This is a genomic window from Aeromonas sp. FDAARGOS 1419 (genome assembly GCF_019047045.1).
Lineage (GTDB): Bacteria > Pseudomonadota > Gammaproteobacteria > Enterobacterales > Aeromonadaceae > Aeromonas > Aeromonas veronii.
Genome location: NZ_CP077209.1, coordinates 3,845,418 through 3,871,214, shown reverse-complemented (window position 1 = coordinate 3,871,214; position 25,797 = coordinate 3,845,418). Strand labels below are relative to the sequence as shown.

Sequence of the window (25,797 nt, the reverse complement as noted above, 5' to 3'; positions counted from 1 at the left end):
CGGAACTAATTGGCCAGTCCCGTGGTCTGACCTTGACGATTGCAATGCAACTTTTTCTGGGAGCTGTTTTTCATATGCGTAAACCTCTTTCCATGCTCAGTGTGCTAGCCCTCAGTGTCGGTATCGCCATGTCTGCGGCCCCTGCTCAGGCTGCACTGCCTTCCCTGTTAGGTTCAAATCAGGAGATGCCAAGCCTGGCGCCTGTTCTCGAACAGGTCACCCCGGCGGTGGTCAATATCTCGGTTTCTGGCAAAAAAATTACCCGTCAGCGTCTGCCGGAACAGTTCAAGTTCTTCTTCGGCCCCAACATGCCCGATGAACAGGTGAGCGAGCAGCCATTCCAGGCGCTCGGCTCCGGTGTCATCGTCGATGCCAAGAAGGGTTACGTGATCACCAACGCCCACGTGGTTCACGAGGCGGACGAGATCAAGGTCAACCTGAAGGATGGTCGTGAATATGCGGCCAAGAAGATTGGTGAAGACAAGCAGTCCGACATCGCCCTGCTGCAAATCAAGGCCGAGGACCTGGTACAGATCAAGTTCGCCGACTCCGACGAGCTGCGGGTAGGTGACTATGCGCTGGCCATCGGCAACCCGTTTGGTCTGGGCCAGACCGTCACCTCCGGTATTGTCAGTGCGCTGGGTCGCAGCGGCCTCAACATCGAGAATCTGGAGAACTTCATCCAGACCGATGCGGCCATCAACTCCGGTAACTCCGGCGGCGCCCTGCTCAACCTGCGTGGCGAGCTGATCGGTATCAACACCGCGATTCTGGGCCCGAACGGCGGCAACATCGGCATCGGCTTTGCCATCCCCTCCAACATGGTGCGGGATCTGACCGAGCAGATCGTCAAGTACGGTGAAGTTCGTCGCGGCCAGCTGGGTATTACCGGCACCGAGCTCACCTCTGACATCGCCAAAACCTTCGGTTACAACAAGAAGGATGGTGCCTTCGTCAATCAGGTCATGCCTGATTCGGCGGCCGACAAGGCGGGCATCAAGGCTGGCGATATCATCGTCAGCATCGATGGCAAACCGGTTCGATCCTTCGGCGAACTGCGCGCCAAGATTGCCACCATGGGCGCTGGCAAGCAGGTCGAGCTGGGACTGATCCGCGATGGCAAATCACAAACTGCCAAGGTGACCCTGAAACAGGCCGATGACAGCGAAGTACGCGCCAGCGCGCTACATCCGGCACTGGAAGGGGCCAAGCTGAGCACCACTACCGACCCGGTCTCCGGTGTTGCGGTGGCCGATATTGATCCTCGCTCTCCGGCAGCCGCTTCCGGCCTGCAGAAGGGTGACATCATCATCGGGGTCAACCGCCTGCGCATCAACACCCTGGGCGAGCTGACCAAGGCGCTCAAGAACAAGCCTGACGTGCTGGCGCTCAACATCCAGCGTGGCGACTCCTCGCTCTATCTGGTAATCCGCTAACACCCGGGTTGTTCGCCCCCCCCCTCCATCACCCGCGGCCTTCACCGCGGGTGATTTTTATCCATCGATAGTGTTATTCTCTGCGCGCAGCCTGTACGGATGAGAATGACATGAAAATCCCCCCTTTAGTCAGTTACTTGGGCAAGTCTGTCGGTTTTGGATTGACCGTCGCGGCGCTGCTGTTGCTGCTGTTTCCCCATTTTCGCGGTGGTGCCCAACTGCCCGGCATCATCACCAATGCCCGTGAACTGAGTTTCTCCTATGCCGCCCATCGGGCAGGCCCCGCCGTCGTCAACATCTACACCCGCAGCTTTGCCCCCAATCAGGGCAATCAGGGGGAACTGCGCCCACAAGGGCTGGGTTCTGGCGTCATCATGAATCAGCGCGGCTATGTACTGACCAACTACCACGTCATCGCCGATGCCGACCAGATCATCGTCGCATTGCAGGATGGTCGGGTCTTCAGTGCCGAGCTTGTCGGAACCGATCAGCTCACCGACCTCGCCGTGCTCTATATCGAGTCAGACAACCTGCCGGTGATCCCGCAGGATCCGGAGCGACTGCCAGAAGTGGGGGATGTGGTGCTCGCCATCGGCAACCCCTACAACGTCGGCCAGACCATCACTCAGGGCATCATCAGTGCGACCGGCCGTACCGGCCTCTCCAGCATGGGGCCCGACAGCAATGGCCGCCAGGATCTGCTGCAGACCGATGCCGCCATCAACGAGGGCAACTCGGGTGGCGCGCTGGTCAACGGCCGTGGCGATCTGGTGGGTATCAACACTGCCACCTATCACCTCAACGGCAATCAGGAGAGCTACGGCATCAGCTTCGCCATCCCCTACCGGCTGGCAAAACGGATCATGGATGAGCTGATCGCCAACGGCCGGGTGATCCGCGGCTACCTCGGGATCTCCAGTGTCGAGATCAACCCCATAGTCGCGCGGATGATGAACCTCGGCGACCTGCGTGGTCTGGTGGTGGAAAGTCTGGATCCCAACGGCCCGGCGGCCAAAGGCGGCCTGCAGCGAGGGGATGTGCTGCTCAAGATCAACGGAGAGGCCATCAGTGGCGTACGCAGCGCCATGGACAAGATTGTCGAGAGCCGTCCCGGCACCAAGCTGACCATCTCGGTATTCCGCTCCGGCAAGCCGCTGGAAGTGGTGGTCACCATAGAGGAAGACCTGCGCTATCAGCAGAGAACGGCCAGCTCGAGCGCAGCATCGGCCAGCTAGCGTCACTCCTTGTTATGAGAAGGGCGGGAAACCGCCCTTTTCCATATCTGTCCCCTCGGCTACGTCTCTTATCGTGAGATGACTCACAGTTTCCCGCAACGCTTGCCCTGCTCCCGCCCCCCGATTTGTGCGCTACCGATCACACAAAACCGGTCCCAATAAGCACTCTTTTTGTCTTTTCAGTATCCAAACGCTCACTTTGGGGCCATTTCCTCAGGGATTTCCGCTTCGAATCGGAAAAACACTGCCTCCTCCACATCAACGCGCAGGCTTAGGGTAACGCCATACCTTCTGCCAGCCTTGGAGAGCAGACATTGCAAACAGAGATTCACGACCAGACCCTGACCCCGAACAGCCCGGAGTTGCTGCGCCAGACCGATCATATCCTCGCGCGCATTTATCCCCTGCTGGCCGAACAGGGCATCATCCCCAACGAGGTGCAACAGCAGATGCTGGCCTCCCATGTCAAAGCCATGGTGTGGCGCTCCCACAGCGGCGAGCCCCTGCCAGAGGTTGACCTCAGCCTGTTTGAAGAGATCTCCCCCCTCTCACTGCGTCTCGCCGAACAGGTCGTCAGCTGGCTGGACCAGCTTGCTTATGAGGAGGCACACCTCTTGTCCGTCCATTTTGAAGTCGCCAAAGAAAACGAACTCAGCTCGGTGCAGAACCACTAACTCAAGGAGAAATCGATATGACAGCCATCAAACTTGTGATTGGAGACCGTCTCGGCAAGGGTCAGAAAGTGGGTGCAGGTGCGGAAGCCGCCGGGGCCAACGTGACCATCATCCCCGGCATGGCCGCTGACATGAAGCTCGGCGACGTGATGAACAAGGAGCAGGCGGATCTCGGCATCTCCTTCTGCGGCAGCGGCGGCGCCGGGGCGATCACCGCCCAGACCAAATACGGCTACAAGTGCCGCTACGGCATGCGCTCTGTTGAAGAGGGCGTCACCGCCATCAACGAAGGGTGCGTGGTGCTGGGCTTCGGTTTCATGGACAAGGAAGAGCTGGGCCAGAAGCTGGTCGAAGCCTTCGCCAAAAAGCACGGACGCGCCTGATGAAAGAGAACTTCACCACCCAGGTCATCGTCAACGGCAAGGGGACGACCCGCCAGCAGGCGTTTGCCTCCGCCCTCAGCCAGGTGCAACCCACACTGCTCAAAAACAACCAGCAGGTACTGCTGCGCATTGAGCCGGTCGATGTACAGGTGCTCAAAGCCGAGGAGTCGGTACGGGTGGAGAAGTTCCTGTTCTTCTTCCTGCCGCGCCAGCGCCGCGAATACCGCGTCCAGCTGGAGATCAAGGTTCAGGTCACCAGTCTGGATGTCGCCAAGGTGACGTTCACCCAGGTGTGATGCCTGCGCAGGCACAACCCCACAAGAAGGATACGTTGGATGTTTCTAATCATTTTTATCAAGTCACTCATCATTGGCGGCCTGGTTGGCGTCGGGGTGGGGGCCGGCGCGGCGCGGATGTTCCACGCCCCGACCGTACAGGGCATGGGTGCCTTCCGCACCCTGGGCGAACTTAACTCCTGCGAAGGGGATCCCGCTTCCCACTTCTCGTTTGGTCTGGGCTTCTTCTTCAACGCCTGGGCCTCGACCGTGGCGGCAGGCGCCTTCACCCAGGATGTGGATCACCGCATCATCCCGCACTGGGCCACGGCGGCACTGCTGTTCAAGAACCGGGATCTCGCCACCACCCTGCACGACCCGAAAAAGATGGCCATCGCCGGCGGCATCATAGGTGCCATCGTGGTTGCCTTCCTCAACAGCACGGCCGCAGCCGTCCCTGCTGCATTGCAGGTCACTGCGGTCAAGGTGCTGGTACCGGCCGCCAACCTGCTGGTCAACACCGTCATGCCGGTGATCTTCTGGCTCGCTGCCATCGAGGCGGGCAAGAAATCCGGTTTCTGGGCCACCATCTTCGGCGGTCTGGCACAGCTCATCATGGGCAACGCGGTACCGGGCCTGGTGCTCGGCATCTTGATCGGCAAGGGTGTGGAAGAGAGCGGTTGGAACCATGTCACCAAGGTGATGATGGCAGCCATCGTCCTGCTGTTCGTGCTGAGCGGCTTCTTCCGCGGCTTCGACATGAAACTGATTGAATCCTTCCATATGGGCGTCCCCCTGTGGCTGGAAAGTGTCCATAACCTGCTGAGCGGCAAATAAGGGGTCACACCATGGATGAGAAACTGAAAAACAACTTCTGGTACGCCGACTGGTCCTTCCCCATCTTCGTCGGCCTGCTCTCGGCCGGGGTCTTTGCCGGTACCCACATGTTCTATCTGTACGGGGTCGGTGCCTTCAACGAGGTAGCCTTCGTCGCCATGCTGAAAGCCGGAATGGACACGGGAGCCTACGGCGCGGTAGCCGCGTTCGGTGCCAGCTTCCTGTTCGCCCGCATCATCGAGGGATCCCTGGTGGGGATCCTGGATATCGGCGGCGCCATCCAGACCGGGGTCGGCCTCGGAGTGCCAGCCCTGCTGCTGGGGGCTGGCATCGTCTATCCGGTGGAGAACTTCGGCGCCTCGTTGGCAACTGGCATGGGGATTGGTCTGGCCATCGGCTACGTCATCATTCTGGCGCGCAAGTTCACCATCAACCAGAGCAACTCCACCTACGGCGCAGACGTCATGATGGGTGCTGGCAACAGCTCTGGCCGCTTCCTCGGCCCCCTCATCATCCTCTCCGCCATGGGCGCTTCCATCCCCATCGGTATCGGTTCCCTGCTGGGTGCCCTGCTGTTCTACGTGTGGGGCAAGCCCATCACCGGCGGTGCCATCCTGGGAGCCATGCTGCTGGGTACCTTCTTCCCGGTCGCCCTTGTGTAAGTACCAGCCGCCCTGCGGGGCGGCTCGCCAGAGGTTCTCAGCATGTACGACATCATCATCAAAGCGGGGCGCCAGGGAGATGGCCAGCTCGTCGATATTGCCATCAAGGAGGGCAAAATCGCCGCCATCGGCTCCCTGCCGGAGATGGCAACGGCGCGGCAGATCCTGGATCTCGGCGGCCGGGTGCATGTGAGCGCCGGCTGGATCGATGGCCACACCCACTGCTACCCCGCCTCCCCCATCTATCACGATGAGCCGGACAAGGTGGGCGTAGAGTCCGGCGTCACCACCGTCATCGACGCCGGCAGCACCGGAGCCGATGATGTGGATGACTTCCAGCAGATCGCTGCTGGCTGCAAGACCCGGGTGCATGCCCTGCTCAACATCTCCCGCATCGGTCTGCTACGCCAGAACGAGCTGGCGGATAGCCGGGACCTCGATATGGATCTCGCCTCGGCAGCCATTCGCCGCCACCCCGACTTTATCGTTGGCATCAAGGCGCGGATGAGCGGCAGCGTGGTAGGTGAGAATGGCCTGCAACCGCTGCGCATGGCCAAGGCGCTGCAACAGGCCCACGGCCAGCTGCCGCTGATGGTGCACGTGGGTAACACGCCGCCGGATCTGGACGAGATAGTCGCTCTGCTGGGGGATGGCGATCTGCTGACCCACTGCTTCAACGGCAAACCCAACCGCATCCTGACTCCGGCTGGCGAGCTGCGGGTCGCGGTGCGCGAGGCGATGCAGCGGGGCCTGTTGCTCGACATCGGCCACGGCGGCGCCAGCTTCAGCTTCGAGGTGGCGGAGCTGGCTATCCGGCAGGGGATCCTGCCCCGCACCATCAGCTCCGACATCTACTGCAAGAACCGCATCAAGGGGCCGGTCTACAGTCTGGCCCACGTGATGTCGAAGTTTCTCGCCATCGGCATGACGCTGGAGCAGGTGCTCGCCTGCGTCACCCATCAGGCCGCCGATGCCCTGCGCCTTTCCGGCAAGGGGCGGCTTGAGGTGGGCGCCGATGCCGATCTGACCCTGTTCGAGGTCGTCAGCGGCCCGACCCTGTTTATGGATACCGAAGCCCAGTCTCGCTGCGGTGACCAACAACTGCACCCTCTCGCCGTCCTGGTCGGTGGCGAACTGGTTCTGACTCACTATGGGAAATCACACCATGCCTTCTGTTTATGAGAAATATCAGCTCAAACCGGTGATCAACGCCTCCGGACGCATGACCATTCTCGGCGTCTCCACCCCCGAGCAGGAGGTGGTCGATGCGGTCAATTTCGGCCTGGGCCACTACTTCGAGGTCAAGGATCTGGTCAACAAGACCGGCGCCTACCTGGCTGGCCTGCTGGGAGTGGAAGATGCAGTGGTCATTTCTTGTGCCAGCGCCGGCATCGCCCAGTCAGTGGCCGCCGTGATAGTGCGCGGCGACCCCTACCGCCTCGAGCACCTGCATGCCCACCCCCATGACGTGCCAAGCGAAATCGTGCTGCCCAAGGGACACAACGTCAACTTCGGCGCCCCGGTCGGCACCATGGTCAATCTGGGTAGTGGCAAAGTTATAGAGGCCGGTTACGCCAACGAGTGTTCCCCGGCCCAGCTGGCCGCCGCCATCAATGCCAACACAGCAGCCATCCTCTACATCAAATCCCACCACTGCGTGCAGAAGAGCATTCTGTCGGTGGCCGAGGCAGCCGAGGTCGCCAAGGCCCATGGGCTCCCGCTCATCGTCGATGCGGCGGCCGAGGAGGATCTGCGCCTCTACTACAACCAGGGAGCGGATCTGGTCATCTACAGCGGCGCCAAGGCCATTGAAGGCCCCACCAGCGGGCTGGTAGTTGGCAAGCGTCAGTATGTGGAATGGGTCAAGCAGCAAGCCAACGGCATCGGCCGCGCCATGAAGGTAGGCAAAGAGGGGATCCTCGGTCTGACCCACGCCATTGAACGCTATCTGGCCAAAGAGAAAGAGAGTGGCACCGCCATGGTCGCCAAGATGAGCCCCTTCATCGAGCGTCTCAACCAGCTGCCCGGAGTCACCGCCAAAGTGGTGTGGGACAGCGCAGGGCGTGACATCGCCCGCACCGATATCGCCTTTGACCACCAACAGATCGGCATGACCACAGTGCAGGTCGTCACCCGTCTGCAACAGGGCACGCCTGCCATCTACTGCCGCGGCTACAAGGCCAACGAGGGGCACATCGAGATCGATGTGCGCAGCGTCACCGTGCCCCAACTCGACCAAATCCACTCTGCCATTGCCAACCTCGTTCAGGAGAATCGCTGATGTCCCTTACCCCCAACTACTACCGTGATCGGGTCTGTCTCAACGTGCTGGCAGGTTCCAAAGAGAATGCCATCGAGGTGTACGACGCAGCCGAAGGCCACGTGCTGGTCGGTGTGCTCTCCAAAAACTACCCGGATATTCCCTCCGCAGTTGCCGATATGAAGGAGTACGCCAAGCTTATCGACAACGCCCTCTCCATCGGACTGGGCGCCGGGGATCCGCGCCAATCCGCCATGGTGGCCGAGCTGGCCTGCCAGCTGCAGCCACAGCACGTCAACCAGGTGTTCACCGGTGTCGGCGCCAGCCGGGCGCTGCTCGGCCAGTCAGAGACACTGGTCAACGGGCTGATCTCCCCTACCGGCATGCCGGGCATGGTAAAGATCTCCACCGGTCCACTCAGCGCCGGGCAGCCCGATGGCATAGTGCCCATCGATACCGCCATTGCCCTGCTCAAGGACATGGGCGGCAGCTCGGTCAAGTTCTTCCCCATGGGTGGGCTGGCCTGCCGCGACGAGTATCAGGCAGTGGCCGAGGCTTGTGCCCGCCACGGCTTCTGGCTGGAGCCCACCGGCGGCATCGATCTGGAGAACTTCGAGGAGATAGTGCGGATTGCGCTGGACGCCGGAGTCGAGAAGGTGATCCCTCACGTCTACAGCTCCATCATCGACAGCGCGAGCGGGCACACTCGCCCCGAGGATGTGCGCACTCTGCTGGCCATAGTGAAACGACTGTTGGCCTGATGGCAGTCACGGCGCCGGTTCAATCACTGACCGGTGCCTGGCTTGTTGATGACCCACTTGTTAACATCGACCCTTTATCTCGCAACAGGAGTCTTGCATACCCCCTATGATCAAGCTGCCCCACCCCAGGCTCCATCAACTGCTGATCCAGCTCCATGCCGAACCACTGCCACAGGAGGAGCTGGCTCGCCGCCTCAATGTCTCCACCCGCACGGTGCGCACCGATGTGGCGACCCTCAACGAACTGATTGCCACGCACGGCGCTCACCTGATCCACCAGCGTGGCAGCGGCTACCAGCTGAAAATCTACAATCAGGGACTGTTCGACGCTCTGCTGGCGGCCCAGGGTCAGGATAGCGGCCTGCCACGCACCAGCCGGGAGCGGGTGCTGCACCTGCAGATCCTGCTATTGACAGCAGAGCAGGGGATCAAGCTCGATGAGCTGGCTGATACCTGGTATCTGAGCCGGGCGGCACTGCAGGGGGATATGGCGGAAGTCCGCGAGCAGCTCAGCCACTTCAGGCTCAGCGTTGAGAGCAAACCCCGCCTGGGGATGCGCATTCAGGGGGAGGAGACGGCGATCCGGGCCTGTTTGACCCAACTGCTCTATCAGGAGTTGCTGCACAACAACCAGTTGCAAACCCTGCTACCCAACCTTTGCCCCAGCAAGACGATGGAGGTAGTGGGCAATCACATCCATGCCCAGCTTGCCCGACATCAGCTGCGTCTCGCTGACGAGAGCTTGCAGCAGCTCGCCATCTACTGCGCCGTTGCCCTGCTGCGTCAGGCATCCGGTCACGAGTTGCGCCACTTCGCCAGCGAGGATCTGACTCTGCCGCTGCTGGCAGTATCTCGCGATATATATGCGGTATTGCCAACCCTGACGCCCCCCGTAGAGGACGAGATCGCCGGTCTCGCCATCCAGATCCAGGCGCGCCTGATTGCCGATACTCCCCAGCTCAGCCCGGCGATGGCCGCCGAGAGCGAACAGCTGGTGGAGCATCTGCTGACCTACATTCATCAACACTACCCTTACGACCTGCGAGGCGACCAACAGCTGCGGGCCGACCTGCAAACCCATATCAGCGCCATGCTGCTACGGGTTAAATACCAGATTGGCAACCACAACCCGCTGGCCGATCACATCAAGCAGTACTACCCCCTCGCCTACGACATCACGCTGGCGGCCATTTCGGAGTGGATCAAGCAGACCCCCTACCGATTGACCCACCACGAGATCGGCTATCTGGTGATCCATATCGGGGTCGGGCTGGAGCGCCATTACGACATCGGCTATACCCGCCGCCCGCAGGCGCTATTGCTTTGCGATGCGGGCAACGCCACCTTCCGGGTGCTGGAAGCACGCATCAAGCGGGAGTATCCCCAGTTGCAGCTGACCACGCTGGAGTCGGTGCGGGATTACGAAGGGCTGGCGCAGATCGCGCAGGACTTTGTCATCAGTACCGTCAAGGTGAACGAAAAAAACGCCCCCGTGGTACTCGTTGCCCCCTTCCCGACCCAATACCAGCTGGAGCAGCTTGGCAAGCTGGTGCTGATCGACCGCACCCGCCCCTACATGCTCGACAAATATTTCGATGCCGACCACTTCATGGTGGTCAAAGAACCCCTTACCCAGGCCGAACTATTTGCCCGCATCTGTGATCAGCTGGAGGCGGAAGATCTGGTGGAGAGCGGCTTCAGAGCCTCACTGCAGGAGCGGGAGCGGATCGTATCCACCATGCTGGGAGAAGGGATCGCCCTGCCCCACTCTCTCGGTCTGCTGGCGCGCCGCACTCTGGTGTACACCGTACTGGCACCGCAGGGGATCGACTGGGGCAACGGGGAAATCGCGACGCTCATCTTCGTGCTGGCCATCAGCAAGGCCGACTACGAGGAGGCGATGGGTCTCTACGACCTGTTTCTGGCACTGATGAACGAAAAAGCCAGCAGGAATCTGCTGGCTTGTCGGGATTTTGCCAGCTTCAAAGCGCTGGCGCGTACCGGTTCATAACATAAAACGAGGAGTGACTACTCCTCATTGAAGCCGGAGGTGAACAGCTCCACCACGGCGGCCAGGGCCTCGACCTCTTCGGGCCCCTCAACCTGCACTTCCACCTGCCGCCCTTGCGCCGAATCCAGCATCAGCAGGCCGATGATGCTGTCAGCATCGGCCTCCACACCATCTTCATTGCGCAGTAGCACGTGGGCATCGAAACCCTGCACCAGCTCGAACAGCATCATGGCAGGTCTGGCATGAATACCCAGCTTGTTTTTCACTTCGACCGAGGCGGAAACAGTCATCGGGTCGTCCTATTGGTCCGTCAGGATTGGGGGGCACTCTTGTCGAGAGTGCGGTGGCGGATCTGCACGTTCTTGCCAAGCAAACGGAATGCACTGGCCAGCCGCTCTGCAATAAAGACCGAGCGGTGCTGACCACCGGTGCAACCGATGCCGACCGTGAGGTAGCTGCGATTGTTGCGCTCCAGATGGGGCAACCAGGTCGCCAGCATATTTTCGATCTGCTGGGTAAACAGCATCACATCAGCTTGCGCCGAGAGGTAGTTGGCAACCGGCTCATCCTTGCCAGTGAACGGCTTGAGCTCGGGGATCCAGTGCGGATTGGGCAGGAAGCGAGCATCGAACACGAAGTCGGCATCCTTGGGAATGCCGTACTTGAAGCCGAACGACTCGAACACCAGCACCAGCTCGTTCTCTTTCTTCCCAAGCACCCGGGTCTTGATGAGCTCGCTCAGGTCGTGAATGCTGAGGGTGGTGGTGTCGATACGCAGGTCAGCGGTCGAGGAGATGGGCGCCAGCAGGTGGGTCTCCTCCCGAATCGCCTCATCCAGCGACAGCTTGTTGCGTGAGAGGGGGTGCAAGCGGCGGCTCTCACCATAGCGCTTGAGCAGGGTGCCGTTGTCGGCGTCGAAGAAGAAGCTGGAGAACTCAACCCGCCCCTCATTGCGCACTTGAGCCAGCAAATTTTCCAGTTTCTCCGGATCGCTCGGCAGGTTGCGCACATCAATACTGACCGCCAGCTTGTCGTACTGGCTCTCCACCGAGACAATCAGCTGGGGCAACAGATTGACCGGCAGGTTGTCCACACAGTAGTAACCCAGATCTTCCAGCACTCGCAGGGCTACCGTTTTACCGGAGCCCGAACGTCCACTTACCACGATTAACTGCATCTTGTTCCCTCACGCCAAAACGGGTGTCTCATCCTTGGCCTGCTGTCAGGCCGAGGTCATGATCTGATAGAGCTCTTCGTCGCTGGTTGCCTGACGCAACTGGCGGCAAACCGCCTTGTCACCCAGCTTGGAAGCCATCAGAGAAAGGGTCTTGAGATGCTGCTTGCACTCGCTTTCCGGCACCAGCAAGGCAAACAGCAGGTCAACCGGTTGATTGTCGATGGAGTCGAAAGGAATAGGGTCGGCAAAGGTCATCAGGATCGCGGTTGGCGGGAACTCATCGTCAATGCGACCGTGGGGGATCGCAATACCGGCACCGATCCCGGTACTACCCATTTTTTCGCGGGCCAGTAAGCATTCAAACAGCGCCTGGCGGGAGGTGCCAAGGCGTTCGGCGGCCAGCTCGCTGATGATCTCGAGGGCGCGTTTCTTGCTGGTACAAGGGACTGCACTCTTGGTGCAGTCCCGACTCAGTATGTGTTCAAGTTGCATGGTTATTTTTTATTTAACTTATCTTTGTGCTTGATGATCTGCCTGTCCAGCTTGTCGAGCAAGGTGTCTATCGCAGCATACATATCGGCATGTTCAGAGTTGGCAAACACTTCGCCACCGCTGACGTGCAATTTGGCTTCCGCTATCTGGTTCAGTTTTTCCACGCTAAGCACCACATGAACATTGTTGATGTGGTCGAAGTGACGCTCGAGTTTGGCAAATTTGTTATTCACATAATCACGCAGAGCTTCGGTGATCTCGACATGGTGTCCGGTCAGGTTAATTTGCATAACATCATCCTTTTGTTTGCCTAAACCAGGCGTTTGCGCTGATTGGAAGGTGGGATAAACAAGGATTCGCGATACTTAGCGATCGTGCGTCTCGCCACCATAATACCCTGTTCGGCCAGCAAATCCGCGATCTTGCTATCACTTAACGGCTTGGCAGGATTCTCTGCCGTGACCAGCTTCTTGATGAGCGCGCGAATTGCGGTCGATGAGCACTCTCCTCCTCCTTCGGTGTTCACATGGCTGGAGAAAAAAAACTTCAATTCGAAGATACCACGGGGGGTATGCATGTACTTCTGGGTCGTCACCCGGGAGATGGTCGACTCATGCATCTCCACCGCTTCGGCGATGTCATTGAGCACCATCGGCTTCATCGCCTCTTCACCATACTCGAAAAAGCCCTGTTGCTGCTCGACAATGCAACTGGCCACTTTCAGCAGGGTGTCATTGCGACTTTCCAGGCTCTTGATGAACCACTTGGCTTCCTGCAAATGGGAGCGGATAAACTGGGTGTCGGTGCTGCTGCGGGCGTTGCGGGCCATGGCGGCATAGGTCTCGTTGACCCGGATGCGGGGGGCGGAGTCGGGATTGAGCTCGACCACCCACTTGATGCCCTTCTTGACCACGGAGACGTCGGGGATCACGTACTGGGAGTCGCTCTGGATGATGCCGTTGCCGGGACGCGGCTCCAGCAGCTGGATCAGATCCAGCACCTCCTTGAGGTCGCTCTCCTTGAGTTTTGTCTTGCGGGCGAGGGTGCGGTAATCCCGGTTGCCGAGCAGCTCCATGTGCTCGAGGATCACCTCCTTGGCCTCGTTGAGCCAGGGGGTCTGCGGGTCATACTGATCCAGCTGGATCAGCAAACACTCCTGCACAGAACGGGCTGCAATACCGACCGGATCGAAGTGCTGCACCCGCTTGAGTACCGCCTCTACCTCATCGAGCTCCACCTCTACGTCATCGCTGGTGACGGCAGCCTGGATATCCTCCAGCGCAACGGTCAGATAACCGGATTCGTCGATAGCATCGATGATGGCGAGCGCGATGGCGGCATCCACATCGCTGAACGGTGTGAGCCGCATCTGCCACAGCAGATAATCCTGCAGGTTTTCGGTGGTTTCACCCTGATAGACGCTATCTTCCCCATCGTGGATGGGGCCCGCGCTCTGGGCGGTGCCGGCAGAGTAAACCTCGTCCCAGGTGGTATCCACCGGCAACTCATCCGGCATCTGCTCCTGGGCCATGGCATCGCTGGAATCCAGCTGGCTGGCATCGACCGGCGCTTCCGGACTGGTCTCTTGCGCCTCGCTCTCTTCCTGCTCCAGCAGAGGGTTGTTTTCGAGCGCTTGCTGAATTTCCTGCTGAAGTTCCAGAGTGGAGAGCTGGAGCAGACGAATCGCTTGTTGTAATTGCGGCGTCATGGTCAGGGACTGACCGAGACGCAACTGTAATGTCGGCTTCATCTACGTCGGGATATCCTTATGTTCAGCGAGGCACTCGTCAAAGGAAATGAAGGCATGCCCCCTTACTATAGACTGAATTGATCGCCCAAATAGACGCGCTTGACCTGCTCATCGGCAAGGATGTCAGCCGGTGCACCTTCGGCAATCATCTTGCCGTGGCTGACGATATAGGCCTTCTCACATACGTCCAGAGTCTCTCTGACGTTGTGGTCGGTAATCAAGACGCCAAGGCCTCTATCTTTCAGATGCTGAATGATCTTCTTGATGTCTATCACAGAAATCGGGTCAACCCCTGCAAAGGGTTCATCCAGCAGAATAAAACGCGGCTCAGCCGCCAGCGCACGGGCGATCTCGACCCGACGGCGCTCACCGCCGGAGAGGCTCTGACCCAGGTTGTCGCGAATGTGGGTGATGTTGAACTCTTCCAGCAGTTGCTGAACCTTGTCCTCACGCTCCTCGCGACTCAACCCCTTGCGAGTCTGCATCACTCCCATCAGGTTGTCGAACACCGACAGGCGACGGAAGATGGAGGCCTCCTGCGGCAGGTAACCGATGCCGTTACGCGCCCGCACATGCATGGGCTGCAGGCTGATGTCCTGATCGTCGATGGTGATGAGACCGGCATCGCGTTGTACCAGCCCCACGATCATGTAGAAGGAGGTGGTCTTGCCCGCCCCGTTGGGGCCGAGCAGGCCGACAATCTGGCCGGTGCCCACTTCAAGGCTGACGTCACTCACCACCATGCGGCGCTTATAGCTCTTCTGCAGGCCCACTGCTTTTAACACTGCCATGGCTTATTTTCCCTGCTTCTTCTGGTCGGCGGGCTTGTCGAAATTCTCTACCTGATCCGGCAGGAACACGGTTTTGACCCGCTGGCTCGGGCTCTTGCTCTCGGCAATCATCTTCTGTTTGACGATGTCGTAGCGGATCAGATCGCCATTGACCTGGCTATCTTCCTGCTTGAGCTGACCGTTGCCGGTGATAGTCACCAGCCGGTTCTTCAGCTCGTAGCGGATGGTATTGCCGTGGGCATTGACCGGCTTGCCGTTATCCAGGATCTGGAAGAAGGTGGCGGGTTTGCCGTAGGCAGTCATCACCTCCGCCCCTTTCTCGCCGGAGCGGGTCACTACCACCTTGTCAGCCTTGATCCGGATGGTGCCCTGATTGATGGTCACATCCTCTTCGAAGGTGATGCGGTTGTCCTGCATCTCGGCCACCTGTTTGACGGCATCGACGTAGACCTTCTCGGCAAAGTCGGACTCTTTGGCAGTCACCGCACCACACAACAACAGGGTTGCGAGGGCCAGATTAGCGTTTTTCATTGAAATAGATGGCATGGCCTTGATCCAGTAACTCAAAATATTTGCGGTCCAGATGGCCCTTGAGGCCAACCCCTTGGGTCTGGAAATCCCGACCCAGAATGTTCACTTCCCGGTTGCTGCGCACATCCTGTGTCACCAGATCCAGCTCCAGATAGGGGGTATCCAGTGTGGAGATAAAGGAGGTGGGCAGCAGACCATCCAGATGCACCTTGTCCCGCAGGATGACGTTGTCGCCGGTGTTGAGCACGCCGGTTTCGGCGGTCACCTTCCACTCTGCGGCACCCTGATCGTCATACATGTAGACCACCGGCTTGTCGAAGGTGGCCTGCTCGAGGATTTGATAATACTCGGCGTAGGTCGACTCCAGCCGCTCGGTGCGCTTGCCGTTGATATCAAAACGGGTGGTCACCAGATCTTTGGCGACAAAATCCGGCTGATAGTTTTCGATTTTGACGGCGCTCTCAGGCACCAGCTCCACCTTGCCCAACTGCCAGGCAACCAACGCGACCAGAAACAGCAGGGCAAACAACAGGGTCTGTCTGCTCATACCGAGGCCTCGGGCTGATAATCGTCATGGCCCTGCGCCTGCAAAATGAGGTCACACACCTCGCGCACCGCGCCCATGCCACCGCCAAGCCGGGTCACCATATCGGCACGACTCAGCACCAGCGGATGGGCATCGGCCACGGCAATGCCGAGCCCACAGACCTGCATCACCGGCAGATCGATGGTGTCATCGCCCATATAGGCGGCCTGTTCAGCAGTCAGCCCCAGCTTGGCCAGCAGCGCTTCGAAGTGAGGCAGCTTTTTATCAGCCCCCTGCACCACATGAGCCACCCCCAGGCTTTTCATCCGATCGCTGACGATACGGGAGTTGCGCCCGGTGATGATGGCGATCTCGATCCCGGCATTGAGCAGTGCTCGCATGCCCGCACCATCGCGGGTGCAGAAGGTTTTCAGCTCTTCGCCGTTGTTTCCCATGTAGATGAGGCCGTTGGAGAGCACCCCGTCCACATCGCACACCAGCAGGCGGATTTGCGCCGCCTTGTCGAACTGGCTGCGCGTCACCGGACCATAGAGGGTCGGTACGTTTTGCATCAAATTACTCCGGCTTTCAGCAGGTCGTGCATGTTGAAGGCGCCGAGCGGGCGTTTCTCTTCATCCACGACCAGTAATCCGTTGATTTTTCTCGTTTCCATCAGCTTGACGGCTTCTGCAGCCATCATCTCTGGACCTACGGTAACACAGTTGGCCGTCATCACGCGGCTGATGGGGGTGTGATGGATATCGATCTGCTGGTCAAGAATGCGGCGCAGGTCGCCATCGGTAAAGAGCCCGGCCAGCAGGCCATTGCCATCGACCACCGCCGTCATACCGAGCCCCTTGCGGCTCACTTCCAGCAGCGCCTGGCTGATGGTGGCATCTATCCCCACCCGGGGCAACAGCTCGCCACTGTGCATCAGATCGCCAACCCGCAGCAACAGACGCTTGCCAAGGGAACCGCCCGGGTGAGAGAGGGCGAAGTCATCGGCGGTAAAACCGCGTGCTTCCAGCAGGGCGACCGCCAGGGCATCGCCCATCACCAGGGTTGCCGTGGTGCTGGAAGTGGGTGCCAGACCCAGCGGGCAGGCCTCTTTCTCCACCTTGATGCACAGATGCACGTTGGCCTCTTTGGCCATGGTGGAGGCGGGATTACCGGTCATGCAGATGAGCGGAATGCCGCGGCGCTTTAGTACCGGCAGCAGGGCCAGGATTTCGTCGCTCTCACCGGAGTTGGAGATGGCGATGATAAGATCGCCGCTGGAGATCATCCCCAGATCGCCGTGACTCGCTTCCCCCGGATGGAGGAAGAAGGCAGGGGTGCCGGTGCTGGCGAGGGTGGCGGCGATCTTGCTGCCGATATGGCCCGATTTGCCCATGCCGGTGACCACTATCTTGCCACCGCAGCGCAGCACCATTTCGCACGCCTTGTCGAAGGCGTCGTTCAGATACTGATAGAGTCCATCAATGGCTTGCTTTTCTGTGTCCAGCACCGCGCGGGCACTGCGACGAAAATCGAACAGTTCAGACACTTTCTCAGGCTTTACAGACATAAAGACACAGCTCCGGGCCGAAATTAGCTGCGGGATTATAAAAAAGTCTGCCCGGATAAGCGAATCGGATGGCAAGTCCCGCTCTCGATGACGCACTTTGTTACAGAAAACTGTCGTGCAAATGGGCTTGCAGCCTGTTCAATAGTTGTTCCTTGCTGTTGCTTAGACCTAGACTACCCCATAAAATTCGCACCTCATTTACACCGGATGGACAATTGTTTGAACAATGACCTGATCACCATCTCCGATCTGACCTTCAGTCACGGAGATCGGCTGTTGTATGACGGGATCAACCTGACCATTCCTCGTGGCAAGGTAACCGCCGTCATGGGCCCGAGCGGCATCGGTAAAACCACCCTGCTGCGGCTGATCGGTGGCCAGCTCAAGCCGGAGTCCGGTCACATTCTGTTTGACGGGGAAGATATCCCCACCCTCTCCCGTTCGCGCCTCTATGAAGTGCGCAAGCGGATGAGCATGCTGTTCCAGAGCGGCGCCCTGTTTACCGGCATGACGGTCTACGACAACGTGGCCTTCCCGCTGCGGGAGCACTCCGGCCTGCCGGAGGAGCTGATCCACACCATCGTCATGATGAAACTGCAGGCGGTGGGCTTGCGCGGCGCAGCGAAACTAATGCCCTCCGAGCTCTCCGGCGGCATGGCGCGCCGGGCGGCGCTGGCACGGGCCATCGCCCTTGACCCCGACCTCATCATGTATGACGAGCCGTTCGTCGGGCAGGATCCCATCACCATGGCGGTGCTGGTCAAGCTGATCAAGGAGCTGAACGATGCCCTCGGCATCACCTCCGTCATCGTCACCCACGATGTGAAAGAGGTGCTGAGCATCGCCGATTACGCCTACATCATCGCCAATCGCAAGGTGGTGGCGCACGGCACACCGGATCAGCTGCGCGAGGAGCACAATCCCGAAGTCGAGCAGTTCCTCAAAGGATTGCCCGATGGTCCTGTTCCGTTTCATTTTCCGGCAGGCGATCTGCTACAGGATCTCTGATGTTGATAAGTCAAATAAGCAAGCTGGGGCGGGTCGGAGTGCGGTTTATCAGCTCCGTCGGTCGCGCCACCATCATGTTGTTCCATGCGCTGGCGGGCAAACCCGAGCCGCGCAAGCACTTCCCGCTGCTTGTCCAGCAGTTGTATGTGGTGGGCGTACAGTCGGTAGCCATCATTCTGGTCTCCGGCCTGTTCATCGGCATGGTGCTCTCGCTGCAGGGTTACAACGTATTGAAGGATTTCGGCGCCGAGCAGAGTCTGGGGCCGCTGGTCTCCCTCTCCCTGCTGCGGGAGCTGGGTCCTGTGGTCACGGCGCTACTGTTTGCCGGCCGTGCCGGTTCGGCCCTGACCGCTGAAATTGGCCTGATGAAGGCCACCGAGCAGCTTTCAAGCCTAGAGATGATGGCGGTCGACCCGCTGCGCCGGGTGGTTGCCCCCCGCTTCTGGGCTGGCGTCATCAGTATGCCGCTGCTGGCCTTTATGTTCAGCCTGATCGGCATCTTCGGCGGCAAGCTGGTCGGCGTGGACTGGCTCGGCGTGGACGAAGGGGGCTTCTGGTCTGCCATGCAGGCCTCCGTCGACTGGCATGAAGACATCATGCAGGGCGCCATCAAGAGCCTGATTTTCGCCCTGGTGGTCACCTGGATTGCGCTCTTTAACGGCTATGATGCCAAGCCGACCTCGGCCGGGATCAGTCAGGCCACGACCCGAACTGTGGTCCACTCATCCCTCGCCGTGCTCGGCCTGGATTTTATACTCACTGCAGTCATGTTTGGATAAGGTAAAGATGAAGTTCAGCAAAGTAGAATTCCTGGTCGGCACCTTCATGCTGGCTGGCATCGGTGCCATTCTGGCACTGGCCCTGCAAGTGGCCGGTTTGAGCTTCAAACCGGAAGGAGAAACCTATACCCTGCGCGCGCATTTCGATAATATCGGCGGCCTGAAAGTCCGTTCGCCGGTCAAGGTCGGCGGCGTGGTGGTCGGTCGGGTCAGCGACATCGTACTGGACCCGAAAACCCAGGTGCCCGAAGTGACCCTGATGATGCAAAAGAGCGCTGGCGAGTTCGCCGATACCAGCTCCCTCTCCATCCTCACCTCCGGTCTGCTCGGCGAGCAGTACATCGGTCTGGCCCCCGGCTTCAGCGATGAGGAGATGGGCACCGAGATGCTCAAGGATGGCGACCTGATTGAAGACACCAAATCCGCCATCGTGCTGGAAGATCTGATTGGCAAGTTCCTCTACAGCCAATCCTCCGACAGCAAATCAGACAGCAAGAAGGAGTAACCATGTTCAAGAAAATCGCCCTGCTGCTGGGTCTGATGACCAGCATGCTCTTTTCCCTGTCTGCCCAGGCCGCAGTCGATGCCACCGATCCCAACGCGCTGGTGGATCAGGCTGCCAAGCAGACCTTTGCCCGCCTGAAAGCCGATCAGGCCCAAGTGAAGAGCAACCCGGATCACCTGCGGGTGATCATCCGCGAAGAGCTGCTGCCCTATGTGGACAACCGCTTCGCCGCCTACAAGGTGCTTGGCAACCAGATTAAAGAGACCACCGAAGCGCAGCGCAATGCCTTCGTCGAGGTGTTCACCGAGTACATGGTGAGCTCCTACGCCGATGCGCTGGCCCATTTTGACAAGCAGACCGTCAAGGTCGAGCCGGGCAAAGCTCCCAGCGGCAATATCACCGCCGTCAACGTCAGCGTGAAAGAGGCCGGCAAGCCGGACATCTTCCTCGAGTTCAAGCTGCGCAAGAACAACAAGACCGGCGAGTGGAAAGCCTTCGACATGGTGGCAGAGGGGATCAGCCTGCTCTCCGCCAAGCAGAGCGAGCTGGGCGGTTTGATCCGCCAGAACGGCATCGATGCGGTGATCGCCCAGTTGCGCGAGCACAACGCCAAGCCGCTGGTACTCAAACCATGACTCTCAGCGGTGAGCTGCAGGCGCCACAGGTCAATGACCTGTGGCAACGCCGCGCCGAATGGTGGCAGGACGACCAACTCGAGCTCGGCGGCGTCACCACCCTCGACTCTGCCGGACTGGCCCTGCTGGTCAAATGGGCCAAAGCCGTATTAGCGCGAGGCGCCACACCGCAACTGGTGGGCGCCTCCAGTGATTTCTATACCCTGGCCAACCTCTACGGGGTGGCCGGGCTGTTTCAGTCAACCCCGCTCACAACTGAGGACGCATAATGCAAGTCTCTGAAATTGAAGCGATACTCCTTGAGGCTCTGCCATTGTCCGAAGTCCATGTCAAAGGGGACGGTAGTCACTACCAAGTGATCGCCGTCGGTGACATGTTTGACGGCATGAGCCGGGTCAAGAAGCAGCAGGCCATCTATGCCCCGCTGATGGACAAGATCGCCAGCAACGCCATTCACGCCCTCTCCATCAAGGCGTTCACCGACGCCGAGTGGAAACGCGAACGTAAATTCCTATTGCCCTCCTGATTTGGTAACGAAGTAAAAATGGACAAATTCAAAATCGATGGTCGTTGTACTCTCAACGGCGAAGTGACCATCTCCGGCGCCAAAAACGCCGCACTGCCGATCCTGTTCGCGACCCTGCTCTGTGATGAAGAGGTACACCTCTCCAACGTGCCGCGCCTGAAAGATGTGGGCACCACCATCAAGCTGCTGGAGATGCTGGGCGCGACCACCAAGGTCAACGGCAACGTCACCGTGCTGACAGGTGCGGTGAACAACCATGTCGCTCCCTACGAGCTGGTGAAGACCATGCGCGCCTCCATTCTGGCGCTGGGCCCGCTGGCTGCCCGTTTCGGCGCCGCTGATGTCTCCCTGCCAGGCGGTTGCGCCATCGGTGCCCGTCCGGTCAACCTGCACGTCCACGGCCTGGAGCTGATGGGTGCCAAGATCACCATCGAAGATGGTTACATCAAGGCCCGTGTCGATGGCCGCCTGAAAGGCGCTCACATCCTGATGGATATGGTCTCCGTGACCGGTACCGAAAACCTGATGATGGCCGCCACCCTGGCTGATGGCCGCACCGTGATCGAAAACGCTGCACGCGAGCCGGAAGTGGTCGATCTGGCCAACTTCCTCAATACCCTGGGTGCCAAGATTCAGGGTGCGGGCACCGACACCCTGACCATCGACGGTGTCGAGCGTCTGCACGGCGGCAACTACAGTGTGCAGCCTGACCGCATCGAAACCGGTACCTTCCTGGTGGGTGCGGCAGTCACCGGCGGCAAGATCACCTGCCGCAAGACCGACCCGACCCTGCTGGAAGCGGTACTGGTCAAGCTGGAAGAGGCTGGCGCCCTGATTGAGAAGGGTGAAGACTGGATCACCCTCGACATGACTGGCCGCACCCTCAAACCGGTCACCATCAAGACTGCCCCCTACCCGGCCTTCCCGACCGACATGCAGGCACAGTTCACCGTGCTGAACGCCGTCGCCAAAGGCACCGGCATGGTCACCGAGACCATCTTCGAGAACCGCTTCATGCACGTTCCCGAACTGGTACGGATGGGTGCAGACATCGAACTGCAGGGCAACGTAGCCATCTGCCGTGACACCGAGCAACTCAAGGGTGCCCAGGTAATGGCGACCGATCTGCGCGCCTCCGCCAGTCTGGTACTGGCCGGCTTCGTGGCCGAAGGCTCCACCATCGTCGACCGTATCTATCACATCGACCGTGGCTACGAAGACATCGAACAGAAGCTGCAGGGTCTGGGTGGCCGCATCGAGCGCATCAAGGGCTGATAGCCCCCTGATCGCAGGCTGATAAAAAGGCCCCCTCCCGTTGGCGAGGGGGCCTTTTTCATGGTTTCGGTTCTGTTGAACTCGGGATCAGTGGCCCGCCAGCTTCATATTCTCTACCAGCACCGAGCCGGTCTTGAGACTGGAGCGCTCATCCTCGTCACGACCTACCGCCACGATATGGCTGAACATCTCGGCCAGATTGCCGGCGATGGTGATCTCCTCGACCGGATAGGCTATCTCGCCATTCTCGACCCAGAAACCGGCAGCGCCACGGGAGTAGTCGCCATTGACGATGTTGACCCCCTGCCCCATCAGCTCGGTCACCAGCAGACCGGTGCCCATCTCTTTCAGCATGCCTTGAAAATCCTGGCCAGTATTGGAGACCTGCCAGTTGTGGATGCCACCGGCGTGACCCGTAGTAGTCAGCCCCAGCTTGCGCGCAGAGTAGGAGGTAAGCAGCCAGCTCATCAGCTCACCGTTACGGATGATATCCATGTCGCGGGTACGCACCCCTTCGCCATCGAACGGGGTACTGGCGAGCCCGCCCAGCAGGTGGGGGAACTCCTGAATGGTGAGCCACTCGGGCAGGATCTGCTTGCCCAATTTGTCGAGCAGGAAGCTCGACTTGCGATAGAGGTTACCGCCGCTGATGGCCATCACCAAGTGGCCCCACAGGCCAGAGGCAGTGTCTGGGTGGAACAGCACAGGTGCATGACGGGTAGAGATCTTGCGGGCGCCGAGGCGGGAGACAGTACGCTCAACGGCTTCGTCGGCAATGCGCTGCGTGCTCCAGAGCCCGTCGAGGGTACGGCTGGAGGAGTAGCCGTAATCACGCTGCATGTCGCCATCCTGCTCGCCGATCAGCACGCAGCTCAGAGAGTTGCGCGATGCCGCATAACCTTTGACGAAGCCGTGGCTGTTGCCATAGACCTTGATGCCGAGATGGCTGGAGAAACCGGCACCGTCGGAGTGCTTGATGCGGGCATCGCGACCAAGCGCCAGCCGCTCGCACTCGATGGCCAGTTCGATGCCGCGCTGGGGATCCAGTTCGATTTGGTGGCACAGTTGCAGATCGGGGGCATCCCAGGCCAGCAGCTCGGCGTCCGCCAGACCGGCGCAATCATCGGCCGAGGTGTGGCGAGCAATCTCGATGGCCGCTTCAACGGCGGCACGAATGGCGGGTTTGCTCAGATCGGTGGTCGAGGAAGATCCCTTGCAACCATCGCGATAGACGGCGATGCCGAGGGCGCCATCCTTATTGAATTCAATGCTTTCCAGTTCACAACCCCGGGTGTTCACCGACAACCCGGTCTGCTTGCTGATGGAGACTTCGGCCAGCGAGGCGCCCAGTCCTTTGGCTATCTCCAGGGCTTCGGCAACCACGGCCTCGAGATGGGCTTGATCCTGGCGGATTTGGTCTTGCTGATCCATAACTCACATCTGTATGAAAGAAGGAAAGGGGGTAAGCATATCAGACCCCTGCGCCCAGCGGGAGAAGCTGGTAACATATCCGCCAAACGTGAATGACAGGAATCAAGAGACCGATGAGTCAATATCAAGACGACAACGAGTTCGAAGACTGGGGCCCCAGCAAGAGCCAGCTCAAGCGCGATGCCGAAGCATTGCAGAAAATGGGGGAAGAGATCGTCTCCCTCAGCCACAGCGAGCTGGAAAAAATCCCGTTGGATGAAGAGCTTGCAGAAGCTGTCGAGCTGGGTCGCAAACTCAAGCCGAAGAAGGATGAGTCCTTCCGTCGCCATCTGCAGTTCATCGGCCGCCTGATGCGCAGCCGCGATATCGAGCCGATTGCCGAAGCGCTCTCCATCATCAAGAACCGTCACTCCACCGTGAATGCGCGCCTGCATCGCCTGGAGCAGTGGCGCGAGCGCCTGATCACCGAAGGTGACAGCGCCCTCAACGAGCTGATGTCCCAGTTCCACGAGCTGGATCGCCAGAAGCTGCGCCAGCTGATCCGCTCCGCCAACAAGGAGCGGGAGCTGAACAAGCCGCCGGTCGCCTACCGCGAGATGTACCAGTATCTGCGCGGCGAGATCGAAGACCTGCTGTGATCCCCGAAACACGCCTCCCCTCGGGGAGGCGTGTTTCTATTGATGCCTTTTCCTCTCCACATCCCCCGCCAGCCCTGCGCGTTTAATATATCCACCACTTTGCTACCCCAGCCATAACGGCCCATCTCAACAACCCCGTTAAATCGCCGCTTCAGAGCAGACCAAAACATAAATGTTAACAATTTGGCATCATTTTGTTTGACATATTGAACGGCCTTGGCAGACTGAAGAGAGGATCCAGGCTGTCGCTGCCCAGGCTGACCAACGATTCTGCCACCCGGCCCGACGCGGGATCCCATGACCATGCCTTGAGGCATGCCCTTGCCCTGCCGGTTTGCAAGGGCCTGCCCAAGGCGCAGGATGAGACTTCAACGCCAAGGATAATCAAGGTGCCCTATGCCAAATCCCCAGCCTCCCGCTCCCCGTAAACCTGTCGTGCTGATGACCATGGGCGCCCAGCCCCGAAACGGCCACGCCTATCAGGTGATGACCCACAAATACATCATGCCGCTGGTGGAGATAAGCGGCTGCGTCCCGCTGCTGGTTCCCACCTGCTGCGGCACCACCGATCTGGAGCAGTATCTGGATCTGGCTGATGGCATCTATCTGAGCGGCGCCGGTTCCAATATCGATCCAGCCCTCTACGGTCAGGAGAACCTCACGCCGGAGAAACAGCAGGACAGGGATCGCGACCTGTTCGATCTCCCCCTCATCAAGGGGGCGCTCGCCCGTGGCTTGCCGATCCTCGGTATCTGCCGCGGCATGCAGGAGATCAACGTGGCGCTGGGGGGAGACATCCATCAGAAGGTCTATAACGAGCCGGGTTATGACGATCACCGGGAGGATGCCGACGATCCGGTCGACGAGCAGTATGGGCCCAGCCATCAGATCAAACTGCTGCCGGGCAGCTGGTTTGCCGAACTGATGGGGGAAGAACAGATTCCGGTCAACTCCCTGCATGGACAGGGCATCAACCGGTTGGGGAAGGGTCTGGAGCCGTTGGCCCACGCCGAAGATGGGCTGATCGAGGCACTTCATGCCCCCGCACTGTCACCCTTTTTACTGGCAGTGCAGTGGCATCCGGAGTGGAAAGCCAATGAAAACCCCCACTCCATCAAGATCTTTCAAGCCTTTGGCGATGCCTGCCGCCAGCGTTGTGCATTGATGGCAGCGAGTTAACCCCTCATCGATTCAGTCGCCAAACCCGCGCGCCTTGAGCTTGGGCAGTCCACCCCGCTCGGGGCGCAAGGTGCGGCAGATATCCATCCCCTTGAGCCCGCGCTGGATATGATCAGGCGAATGGCCAAACACCATGCCGTTGCTGCGGTAGAGGTTATTGTCATCCAGCTCGAACTTCTCGCCGCCGATCAGCAACTGCTCGCGGCCATTGACCGTGTCACCCCGCTTGATGGGCACCTTCATGTCGCTCAGCACCTCGCCGGTGGCACACCCCTCGCGCCAGCGCGCCTCGCTGGAGAAGGGGGTAATGGCTATTTCACGCCAGGAGCCATCCCGGAATTCGACCCGATACTTCTCGGCCAGCAGGTCGCAGCCAGCCAATGGCAACAGGGCCATCAAACAGATGATTTTCTTTGAAAATTTCACTCAATCGCACTCCTTTGCCCGGTTCTT

32 protein-coding genes are annotated in these 25,797 nt (G+C 59.6%); 20 read left to right on the top strand and 12 right to left on the bottom strand.

The genetic code is table 11. From position 1 onward, the window contains the following. The first annotated feature begins 74 nt into the window (after positions 1 to 74). From I6L49_RS17695 to I6L49_RS17645, 11 genes are all read left to right on the top strand, one after another. A complete protein-coding gene (locus I6L49_RS17695; RefSeq protein WP_005336295.1) occupies positions 75 to 1,436 on the top strand; it encodes a Do family serine endopeptidase in 1,362 nt (453 codons plus the stop codon). A gap of 110 nt (positions 1,437 to 1,546) precedes the next feature. Continuing rightward, on the top strand, positions 1,547 to 2,671 hold the full coding sequence (degS, locus tag I6L49_RS17690) for an outer membrane-stress sensor serine endopeptidase DegS (RefSeq protein WP_005336297.1): 1,125 nt from the start codon (positions 1,547 to 1,549) through the stop codon (positions 2,669 to 2,671). A gap of 314 nt (positions 2,672 to 2,985) precedes the next feature. Beyond that, complete coding sequence (locus I6L49_RS17685; protein WP_005356647.1) at positions 2,986 to 3,345, top strand: transcriptional regulator; 360 nt, start codon at positions 2,986 to 2,988, stop codon at positions 3,343 to 3,345. A gap of 17 nt (positions 3,346 to 3,362) precedes the next feature. Continuing rightward, a complete protein-coding gene (locus tag I6L49_RS17680) occupies positions 3,363 to 3,728 on the top strand; it encodes an SFCGS family glycine-rich protein (protein WP_005355141.1) in 366 nt (121 codons plus the stop codon). Then, on the top strand, positions 3,728 to 4,024 hold the full coding sequence (locus I6L49_RS17675) for a DUF4312 family protein (protein WP_047438725.1): 297 nt from the start codon (positions 3,728 to 3,730) through the stop codon (positions 4,022 to 4,024). Before I6L49_RS17680 ends, I6L49_RS17675 begins: the two co-directional genes overlap by 1 nt. Positions 4,025 to 4,063: 39 nt before the next feature. Beyond that, positions 4,064 to 4,840, top strand: coding sequence for a DUF4311 domain-containing protein (locus I6L49_RS17670; RefSeq protein ID WP_005355143.1), 777 nt, complete (start codon positions 4,064 to 4,066; stop codon positions 4,838 to 4,840). Positions 4,841 to 4,851: 11 nt separating this feature from the next. Beyond that, entirely contained in the window at positions 4,852 to 5,502 is a 651-nt protein-coding gene (locus I6L49_RS17665) for a DUF4310 family protein (protein ID WP_005355144.1), read from the top strand. 42 nt (positions 5,503 to 5,544) lie between these two features. Then, complete coding sequence (locus tag I6L49_RS17660) at positions 5,545 to 6,684, top strand: amidohydrolase/deacetylase family metallohydrolase (RefSeq protein WP_216950037.1); 1,140 nt, start codon at positions 5,545 to 5,547, stop codon at positions 6,682 to 6,684. Beyond that, positions 6,668 to 7,783 (top strand): DgaE family pyridoxal phosphate-dependent ammonia lyase, encoded by a 1,116-nt coding sequence (locus I6L49_RS17655; protein WP_216950036.1) that lies wholly within the window; start codon positions 6,668 to 6,670, stop codon positions 7,781 to 7,783. Before I6L49_RS17660 ends, I6L49_RS17655 begins: the two co-directional genes overlap by 17 nt. Next, positions 7,783 to 8,523: a KDGP aldolase family protein gene (locus tag I6L49_RS17650; RefSeq protein ID WP_216950035.1), complete on the top strand. Its 741-nt coding sequence runs from the start codon at positions 7,783 to 7,785 to the stop codon at positions 8,521 to 8,523. Before I6L49_RS17655 ends, I6L49_RS17650 begins: the two co-directional genes overlap by 1 nt. Positions 8,524 to 8,629: 106 nt before the next feature. Beyond that, positions 8,630 to 10,534: a transcription antiterminator gene (locus I6L49_RS17645; protein WP_139732709.1), complete on the top strand. Its 1,905-nt coding sequence runs from the start codon at positions 8,630 to 8,632 to the stop codon at positions 10,532 to 10,534. Between the two features lie 17 nt (positions 10,535 to 10,551). Here the strand turns inward: I6L49_RS17645 and npr are convergent, their stop codons facing one another. The 10 genes from npr to I6L49_RS17595 all read right to left on the bottom strand — a co-directional run bounded on the left by npr (position 10,552) and on the right by I6L49_RS17595 (position 17,368). Next, the gene (npr, locus tag I6L49_RS17640; protein ID WP_005336318.1) at positions 10,552 to 10,824 is read right to left on the bottom strand and encodes a PTS phosphocarrier protein NPr; all 273 of its coding nucleotides are present in this window, start codon (positions 10,822 to 10,824) and stop codon (positions 10,552 to 10,554) included. 20 nt (positions 10,825 to 10,844) lie between these two features. Next, on the bottom strand, positions 10,845 to 11,711 hold the full coding sequence (rapZ, locus tag I6L49_RS17635) for an RNase adapter RapZ (RefSeq protein WP_005336320.1): 867 nt from the start codon (positions 11,709 to 11,711) through the stop codon (positions 10,845 to 10,847). A gap of 45 nt (positions 11,712 to 11,756) precedes the next feature. Further along, positions 11,757 to 12,203, bottom strand: a complete 447-nt coding sequence (gene ptsN / locus I6L49_RS17630) for a PTS IIA-like nitrogen regulatory protein PtsN (RefSeq protein WP_005336322.1) — start codon at positions 12,201 to 12,203, stop codon at positions 11,757 to 11,759. Positions 12,204 to 12,205: 2 nt separating this feature from the next. Continuing rightward, positions 12,206 to 12,493: a ribosome hibernation promoting factor gene (gene hpf, locus I6L49_RS17625; protein ID WP_005336323.1), complete on the bottom strand. Its 288-nt coding sequence runs from the start codon at positions 12,491 to 12,493 to the stop codon at positions 12,206 to 12,208. A 20-nt stretch (positions 12,494 to 12,513) separates the two neighbouring features. Continuing rightward, entirely contained in the window at positions 12,514 to 13,953 is a 1,440-nt protein-coding gene (locus tag I6L49_RS17620; RefSeq protein ID WP_216950034.1) for an RNA polymerase factor sigma-54, read from the bottom strand. Positions 13,954 to 14,018: 65 nt separating this feature from the next. Then, positions 14,019 to 14,744 (bottom strand): LPS export ABC transporter ATP-binding protein, encoded by a 726-nt coding sequence (gene lptB / locus I6L49_RS17615; protein WP_005336333.1) that lies wholly within the window; start codon positions 14,742 to 14,744, stop codon positions 14,019 to 14,021. A 3-nt stretch (positions 14,745 to 14,747) separates the two neighbouring features. After that, entirely contained in the window at positions 14,748 to 15,275 is a 528-nt protein-coding gene (gene lptA / locus I6L49_RS17610) for a lipopolysaccharide transport periplasmic protein LptA (RefSeq protein WP_026034862.1), read from the bottom strand. After that, positions 15,262 to 15,822, bottom strand: coding sequence for an LPS export ABC transporter periplasmic protein LptC (lptC, locus tag I6L49_RS17605; RefSeq protein ID WP_005336338.1), 561 nt, complete (start codon positions 15,820 to 15,822; stop codon positions 15,262 to 15,264). Before lptC ends, lptA begins: the two co-directional genes overlap by 14 nt. After that, on the bottom strand, positions 15,819 to 16,373 hold the full coding sequence (kdsC, locus tag I6L49_RS17600) for a 3-deoxy-manno-octulosonate-8-phosphatase KdsC (RefSeq protein ID WP_005336340.1): 555 nt from the start codon (positions 16,371 to 16,373) through the stop codon (positions 15,819 to 15,821). The genes lptC and kdsC overlap by 4 nt, the downstream gene beginning before the upstream one ends. Continuing rightward, entirely contained in the window at positions 16,373 to 17,368 is a 996-nt protein-coding gene (locus tag I6L49_RS17595) for a KpsF/GutQ family sugar-phosphate isomerase (protein ID WP_058057518.1), read from the bottom strand. Before I6L49_RS17595 ends, kdsC begins: the two co-directional genes overlap by 1 nt. 207 nt (positions 17,369 to 17,575) lie before the next feature. On the opposite strand from I6L49_RS17595, the gene mlaF reads away from it, so the two are divergent. Genes mlaF through murA form a run of 7 tightly spaced genes read left to right on the top strand, consistent with a single transcriptional unit; the run spans position 17,576 to position 22,096 of the window. Continuing rightward, entirely contained in the window at positions 17,576 to 18,376 is an 801-nt protein-coding gene (mlaF, locus tag I6L49_RS17590) for a phospholipid ABC transporter ATP-binding protein MlaF (protein WP_005336343.1), read from the top strand. Next, complete coding sequence (gene mlaE, locus I6L49_RS17585) at positions 18,376 to 19,155, top strand: lipid asymmetry maintenance ABC transporter permease subunit MlaE (protein ID WP_005336345.1); 780 nt, start codon at positions 18,376 to 18,378, stop codon at positions 19,153 to 19,155. The genes mlaF and mlaE overlap by 1 nt, the downstream gene beginning before the upstream one ends. A gap of 7 nt (positions 19,156 to 19,162) precedes the next feature. After that, positions 19,163 to 19,660, top strand: a complete 498-nt coding sequence (mlaD, locus tag I6L49_RS17580) for an outer membrane lipid asymmetry maintenance protein MlaD (protein ID WP_005336348.1) — start codon at positions 19,163 to 19,165, stop codon at positions 19,658 to 19,660. Positions 19,661 to 19,662: 2 nt separating this feature from the next. Next, a complete protein-coding gene (locus I6L49_RS17575) occupies positions 19,663 to 20,295 on the top strand; it encodes a phospholipid-binding protein MlaC (protein ID WP_005336350.1) in 633 nt (210 codons plus the stop codon). After that, positions 20,292 to 20,564, top strand: coding sequence for a lipid asymmetry maintenance protein MlaB (locus I6L49_RS17570; protein WP_005336352.1), 273 nt, complete (start codon positions 20,292 to 20,294; stop codon positions 20,562 to 20,564). Before I6L49_RS17575 ends, I6L49_RS17570 begins: the two co-directional genes overlap by 4 nt. Beyond that, positions 20,564 to 20,821, top strand: coding sequence for a BolA family iron metabolism protein IbaG (gene ibaG / locus I6L49_RS17565; protein WP_005306001.1), 258 nt, complete (start codon positions 20,564 to 20,566; stop codon positions 20,819 to 20,821). The genes I6L49_RS17570 and ibaG overlap by 1 nt, the downstream gene beginning before the upstream one ends. Positions 20,822 to 20,839: 18 nt before the next feature. After that, positions 20,840 to 22,096, top strand: a complete 1,257-nt coding sequence (murA, locus tag I6L49_RS17560; protein ID WP_005336355.1) for a UDP-N-acetylglucosamine 1-carboxyvinyltransferase — start codon at positions 20,840 to 20,842, stop codon at positions 22,094 to 22,096. A gap of 87 nt (positions 22,097 to 22,183) precedes the next feature. On the opposite strand, the gene pmbA is transcribed toward murA, so the two are convergent. Then, a complete protein-coding gene (gene pmbA / locus I6L49_RS17555; protein WP_216950033.1) occupies positions 22,184 to 23,527 on the bottom strand; it encodes a metalloprotease PmbA in 1,344 nt (447 codons plus the stop codon). A gap of 113 nt (positions 23,528 to 23,640) precedes the next feature. Between pmbA and yjgA the strand changes: the two genes are divergently transcribed. Both yjgA and I6L49_RS17545 read left to right on the top strand, forming a co-directional pair. Further along, entirely contained in the window at positions 23,641 to 24,165 is a 525-nt protein-coding gene (gene yjgA, locus I6L49_RS17550; protein WP_005336359.1) for a ribosome biogenesis factor YjgA, read from the top strand. Positions 24,166 to 24,561: 396 nt separating this feature from the next. Next, complete coding sequence (locus tag I6L49_RS17545; protein WP_216950032.1) at positions 24,562 to 25,344, top strand: gamma-glutamyl-gamma-aminobutyrate hydrolase family protein; 783 nt, start codon at positions 24,562 to 24,564, stop codon at positions 25,342 to 25,344. A gap of 12 nt (positions 25,345 to 25,356) precedes the next feature. On the opposite strand, the gene I6L49_RS17540 is transcribed toward I6L49_RS17545, so the two are convergent. After that, on the bottom strand, positions 25,357 to 25,740 hold the full coding sequence (locus tag I6L49_RS17540) for a hypothetical protein (RefSeq protein ID WP_040069030.1): 384 nt from the start codon (positions 25,738 to 25,740) through the stop codon (positions 25,357 to 25,359). Between the last annotated feature and the right edge of the window lie 57 nt (positions 25,741 to 25,797).

Bases quoted from the DNA above. Each gene is read 5' to 3' on its own strand.
- I6L49_RS17695 (WP_005336295.1), top strand. From the start codon at position 75: ATGCGTAAACCTCTTTCCATGCTCAGTGTGCTAGCCCTCAGTGTCGGT.
- degS (WP_005336297.1), top strand. From the start codon at position 1,547: ATGAAAATCCCCCCTTTAGTCAGTTACTTGGGCAAGTCTGTCGGTTTT.
- I6L49_RS17680 (WP_005355141.1), top strand. From the start codon at position 3,363: ATGACAGCCATCAAACTTGTGATTGGAGACCGTCTCGGCAAGGGTCAG.
- I6L49_RS17675 (WP_047438725.1), top strand. From the start codon at position 3,728: ATGAAAGAGAACTTCACCACCCAGGTCATCGTCAACGGCAAGGGGACG.
- I6L49_RS17670 (WP_005355143.1), top strand. From the start codon at position 4,064: ATGTTTCTAATCATTTTTATCAAGTCACTCATCATTGGCGGCCTGGTT.
- I6L49_RS17665 (WP_005355144.1), top strand. From the start codon at position 4,852: ATGGATGAGAAACTGAAAAACAACTTCTGGTACGCCGACTGGTCCTTC.
- I6L49_RS17660 (WP_216950037.1), top strand. From the start codon at position 5,545: ATGTACGACATCATCATCAAAGCGGGGCGCCAGGGAGATGGCCAGCTC.
- I6L49_RS17655 (WP_216950036.1), top strand. From the start codon at position 6,668: ATGCCTTCTGTTTATGAGAAATATCAGCTCAAACCGGTGATCAACGCC.
- I6L49_RS17650 (WP_216950035.1), top strand. From the start codon at position 7,783: ATGTCCCTTACCCCCAACTACTACCGTGATCGGGTCTGTCTCAACGTG.
- I6L49_RS17645 (WP_139732709.1), top strand. From the start codon at position 8,630: ATGATCAAGCTGCCCCACCCCAGGCTCCATCAACTGCTGATCCAGCTC.
- npr (WP_005336318.1), bottom strand. From the start codon at position 10,824: ATGACTGTTTCCGCCTCGGTCGAAGTGAAAAACAAGCTGGGTATTCAT.
- rapZ (WP_005336320.1), bottom strand. From the start codon at position 11,711: ATGCAGTTAATCGTGGTAAGTGGACGTTCGGGCTCCGGTAAAACGGTA.
- ptsN (WP_005336322.1), bottom strand. From the start codon at position 12,203: ATGCAACTTGAACACATACTGAGTCGGGACTGCACCAAGAGTGCAGTC.
- hpf (WP_005336323.1), bottom strand. From the start codon at position 12,493: ATGCAAATTAACCTGACCGGACACCATGTCGAGATCACCGAAGCTCTG.
- I6L49_RS17620 (WP_216950034.1), bottom strand. From the start codon at position 13,953: ATGAAGCCGACATTACAGTTGCGTCTCGGTCAGTCCCTGACCATGACG.
- lptB (WP_005336333.1), bottom strand. From the start codon at position 14,744: ATGGCAGTGTTAAAAGCAGTGGGCCTGCAGAAGAGCTATAAGCGCCGC.
- lptA (WP_026034862.1), bottom strand. From the start codon at position 15,275: ATGAAAAACGCTAATCTGGCCCTCGCAACCCTGTTGTTGTGTGGTGCG.
- lptC (WP_005336338.1), bottom strand. From the start codon at position 15,822: ATGAGCAGACAGACCCTGTTGTTTGCCCTGCTGTTTCTGGTCGCGTTG.
- kdsC (WP_005336340.1), bottom strand. From the start codon at position 16,373: ATGCAAAACGTACCGACCCTCTATGGTCCGGTGACGCGCAGCCAGTTC.
- I6L49_RS17595 (WP_058057518.1), bottom strand. From the start codon at position 17,368: ATGTCTGTAAAGCCTGAGAAAGTGTCTGAACTGTTCGATTTTCGTCGC.
- mlaF (WP_005336343.1), top strand. From the start codon at position 17,576: ATGGACAATTGTTTGAACAATGACCTGATCACCATCTCCGATCTGACC.
- mlaE (WP_005336345.1), top strand. From the start codon at position 18,376: ATGTTGATAAGTCAAATAAGCAAGCTGGGGCGGGTCGGAGTGCGGTTT.
- mlaD (WP_005336348.1), top strand. From the start codon at position 19,163: ATGAAGTTCAGCAAAGTAGAATTCCTGGTCGGCACCTTCATGCTGGCT.
- I6L49_RS17575 (WP_005336350.1), top strand. From the start codon at position 19,663: ATGTTCAAGAAAATCGCCCTGCTGCTGGGTCTGATGACCAGCATGCTC.
- I6L49_RS17570 (WP_005336352.1), top strand. From the start codon at position 20,292: ATGACTCTCAGCGGTGAGCTGCAGGCGCCACAGGTCAATGACCTGTGG.
- ibaG (WP_005306001.1), top strand. From the start codon at position 20,564: ATGCAAGTCTCTGAAATTGAAGCGATACTCCTTGAGGCTCTGCCATTG.
- murA (WP_005336355.1), top strand. From the start codon at position 20,840: ATGGACAAATTCAAAATCGATGGTCGTTGTACTCTCAACGGCGAAGTG.
- pmbA (WP_216950033.1), bottom strand. From the start codon at position 23,527: ATGGATCAGCAAGACCAAATCCGCCAGGATCAAGCCCATCTCGAGGCC.
- yjgA (WP_005336359.1), top strand. From the start codon at position 23,641: ATGAGTCAATATCAAGACGACAACGAGTTCGAAGACTGGGGCCCCAGC.
- I6L49_RS17545 (WP_216950032.1), top strand. From the start codon at position 24,562: ATGCCAAATCCCCAGCCTCCCGCTCCCCGTAAACCTGTCGTGCTGATG.
- I6L49_RS17540 (WP_040069030.1), bottom strand. From the start codon at position 25,740: ATGGCCCTGTTGCCATTGGCTGGCTGCGACCTGCTGGCCGAGAAGTAT.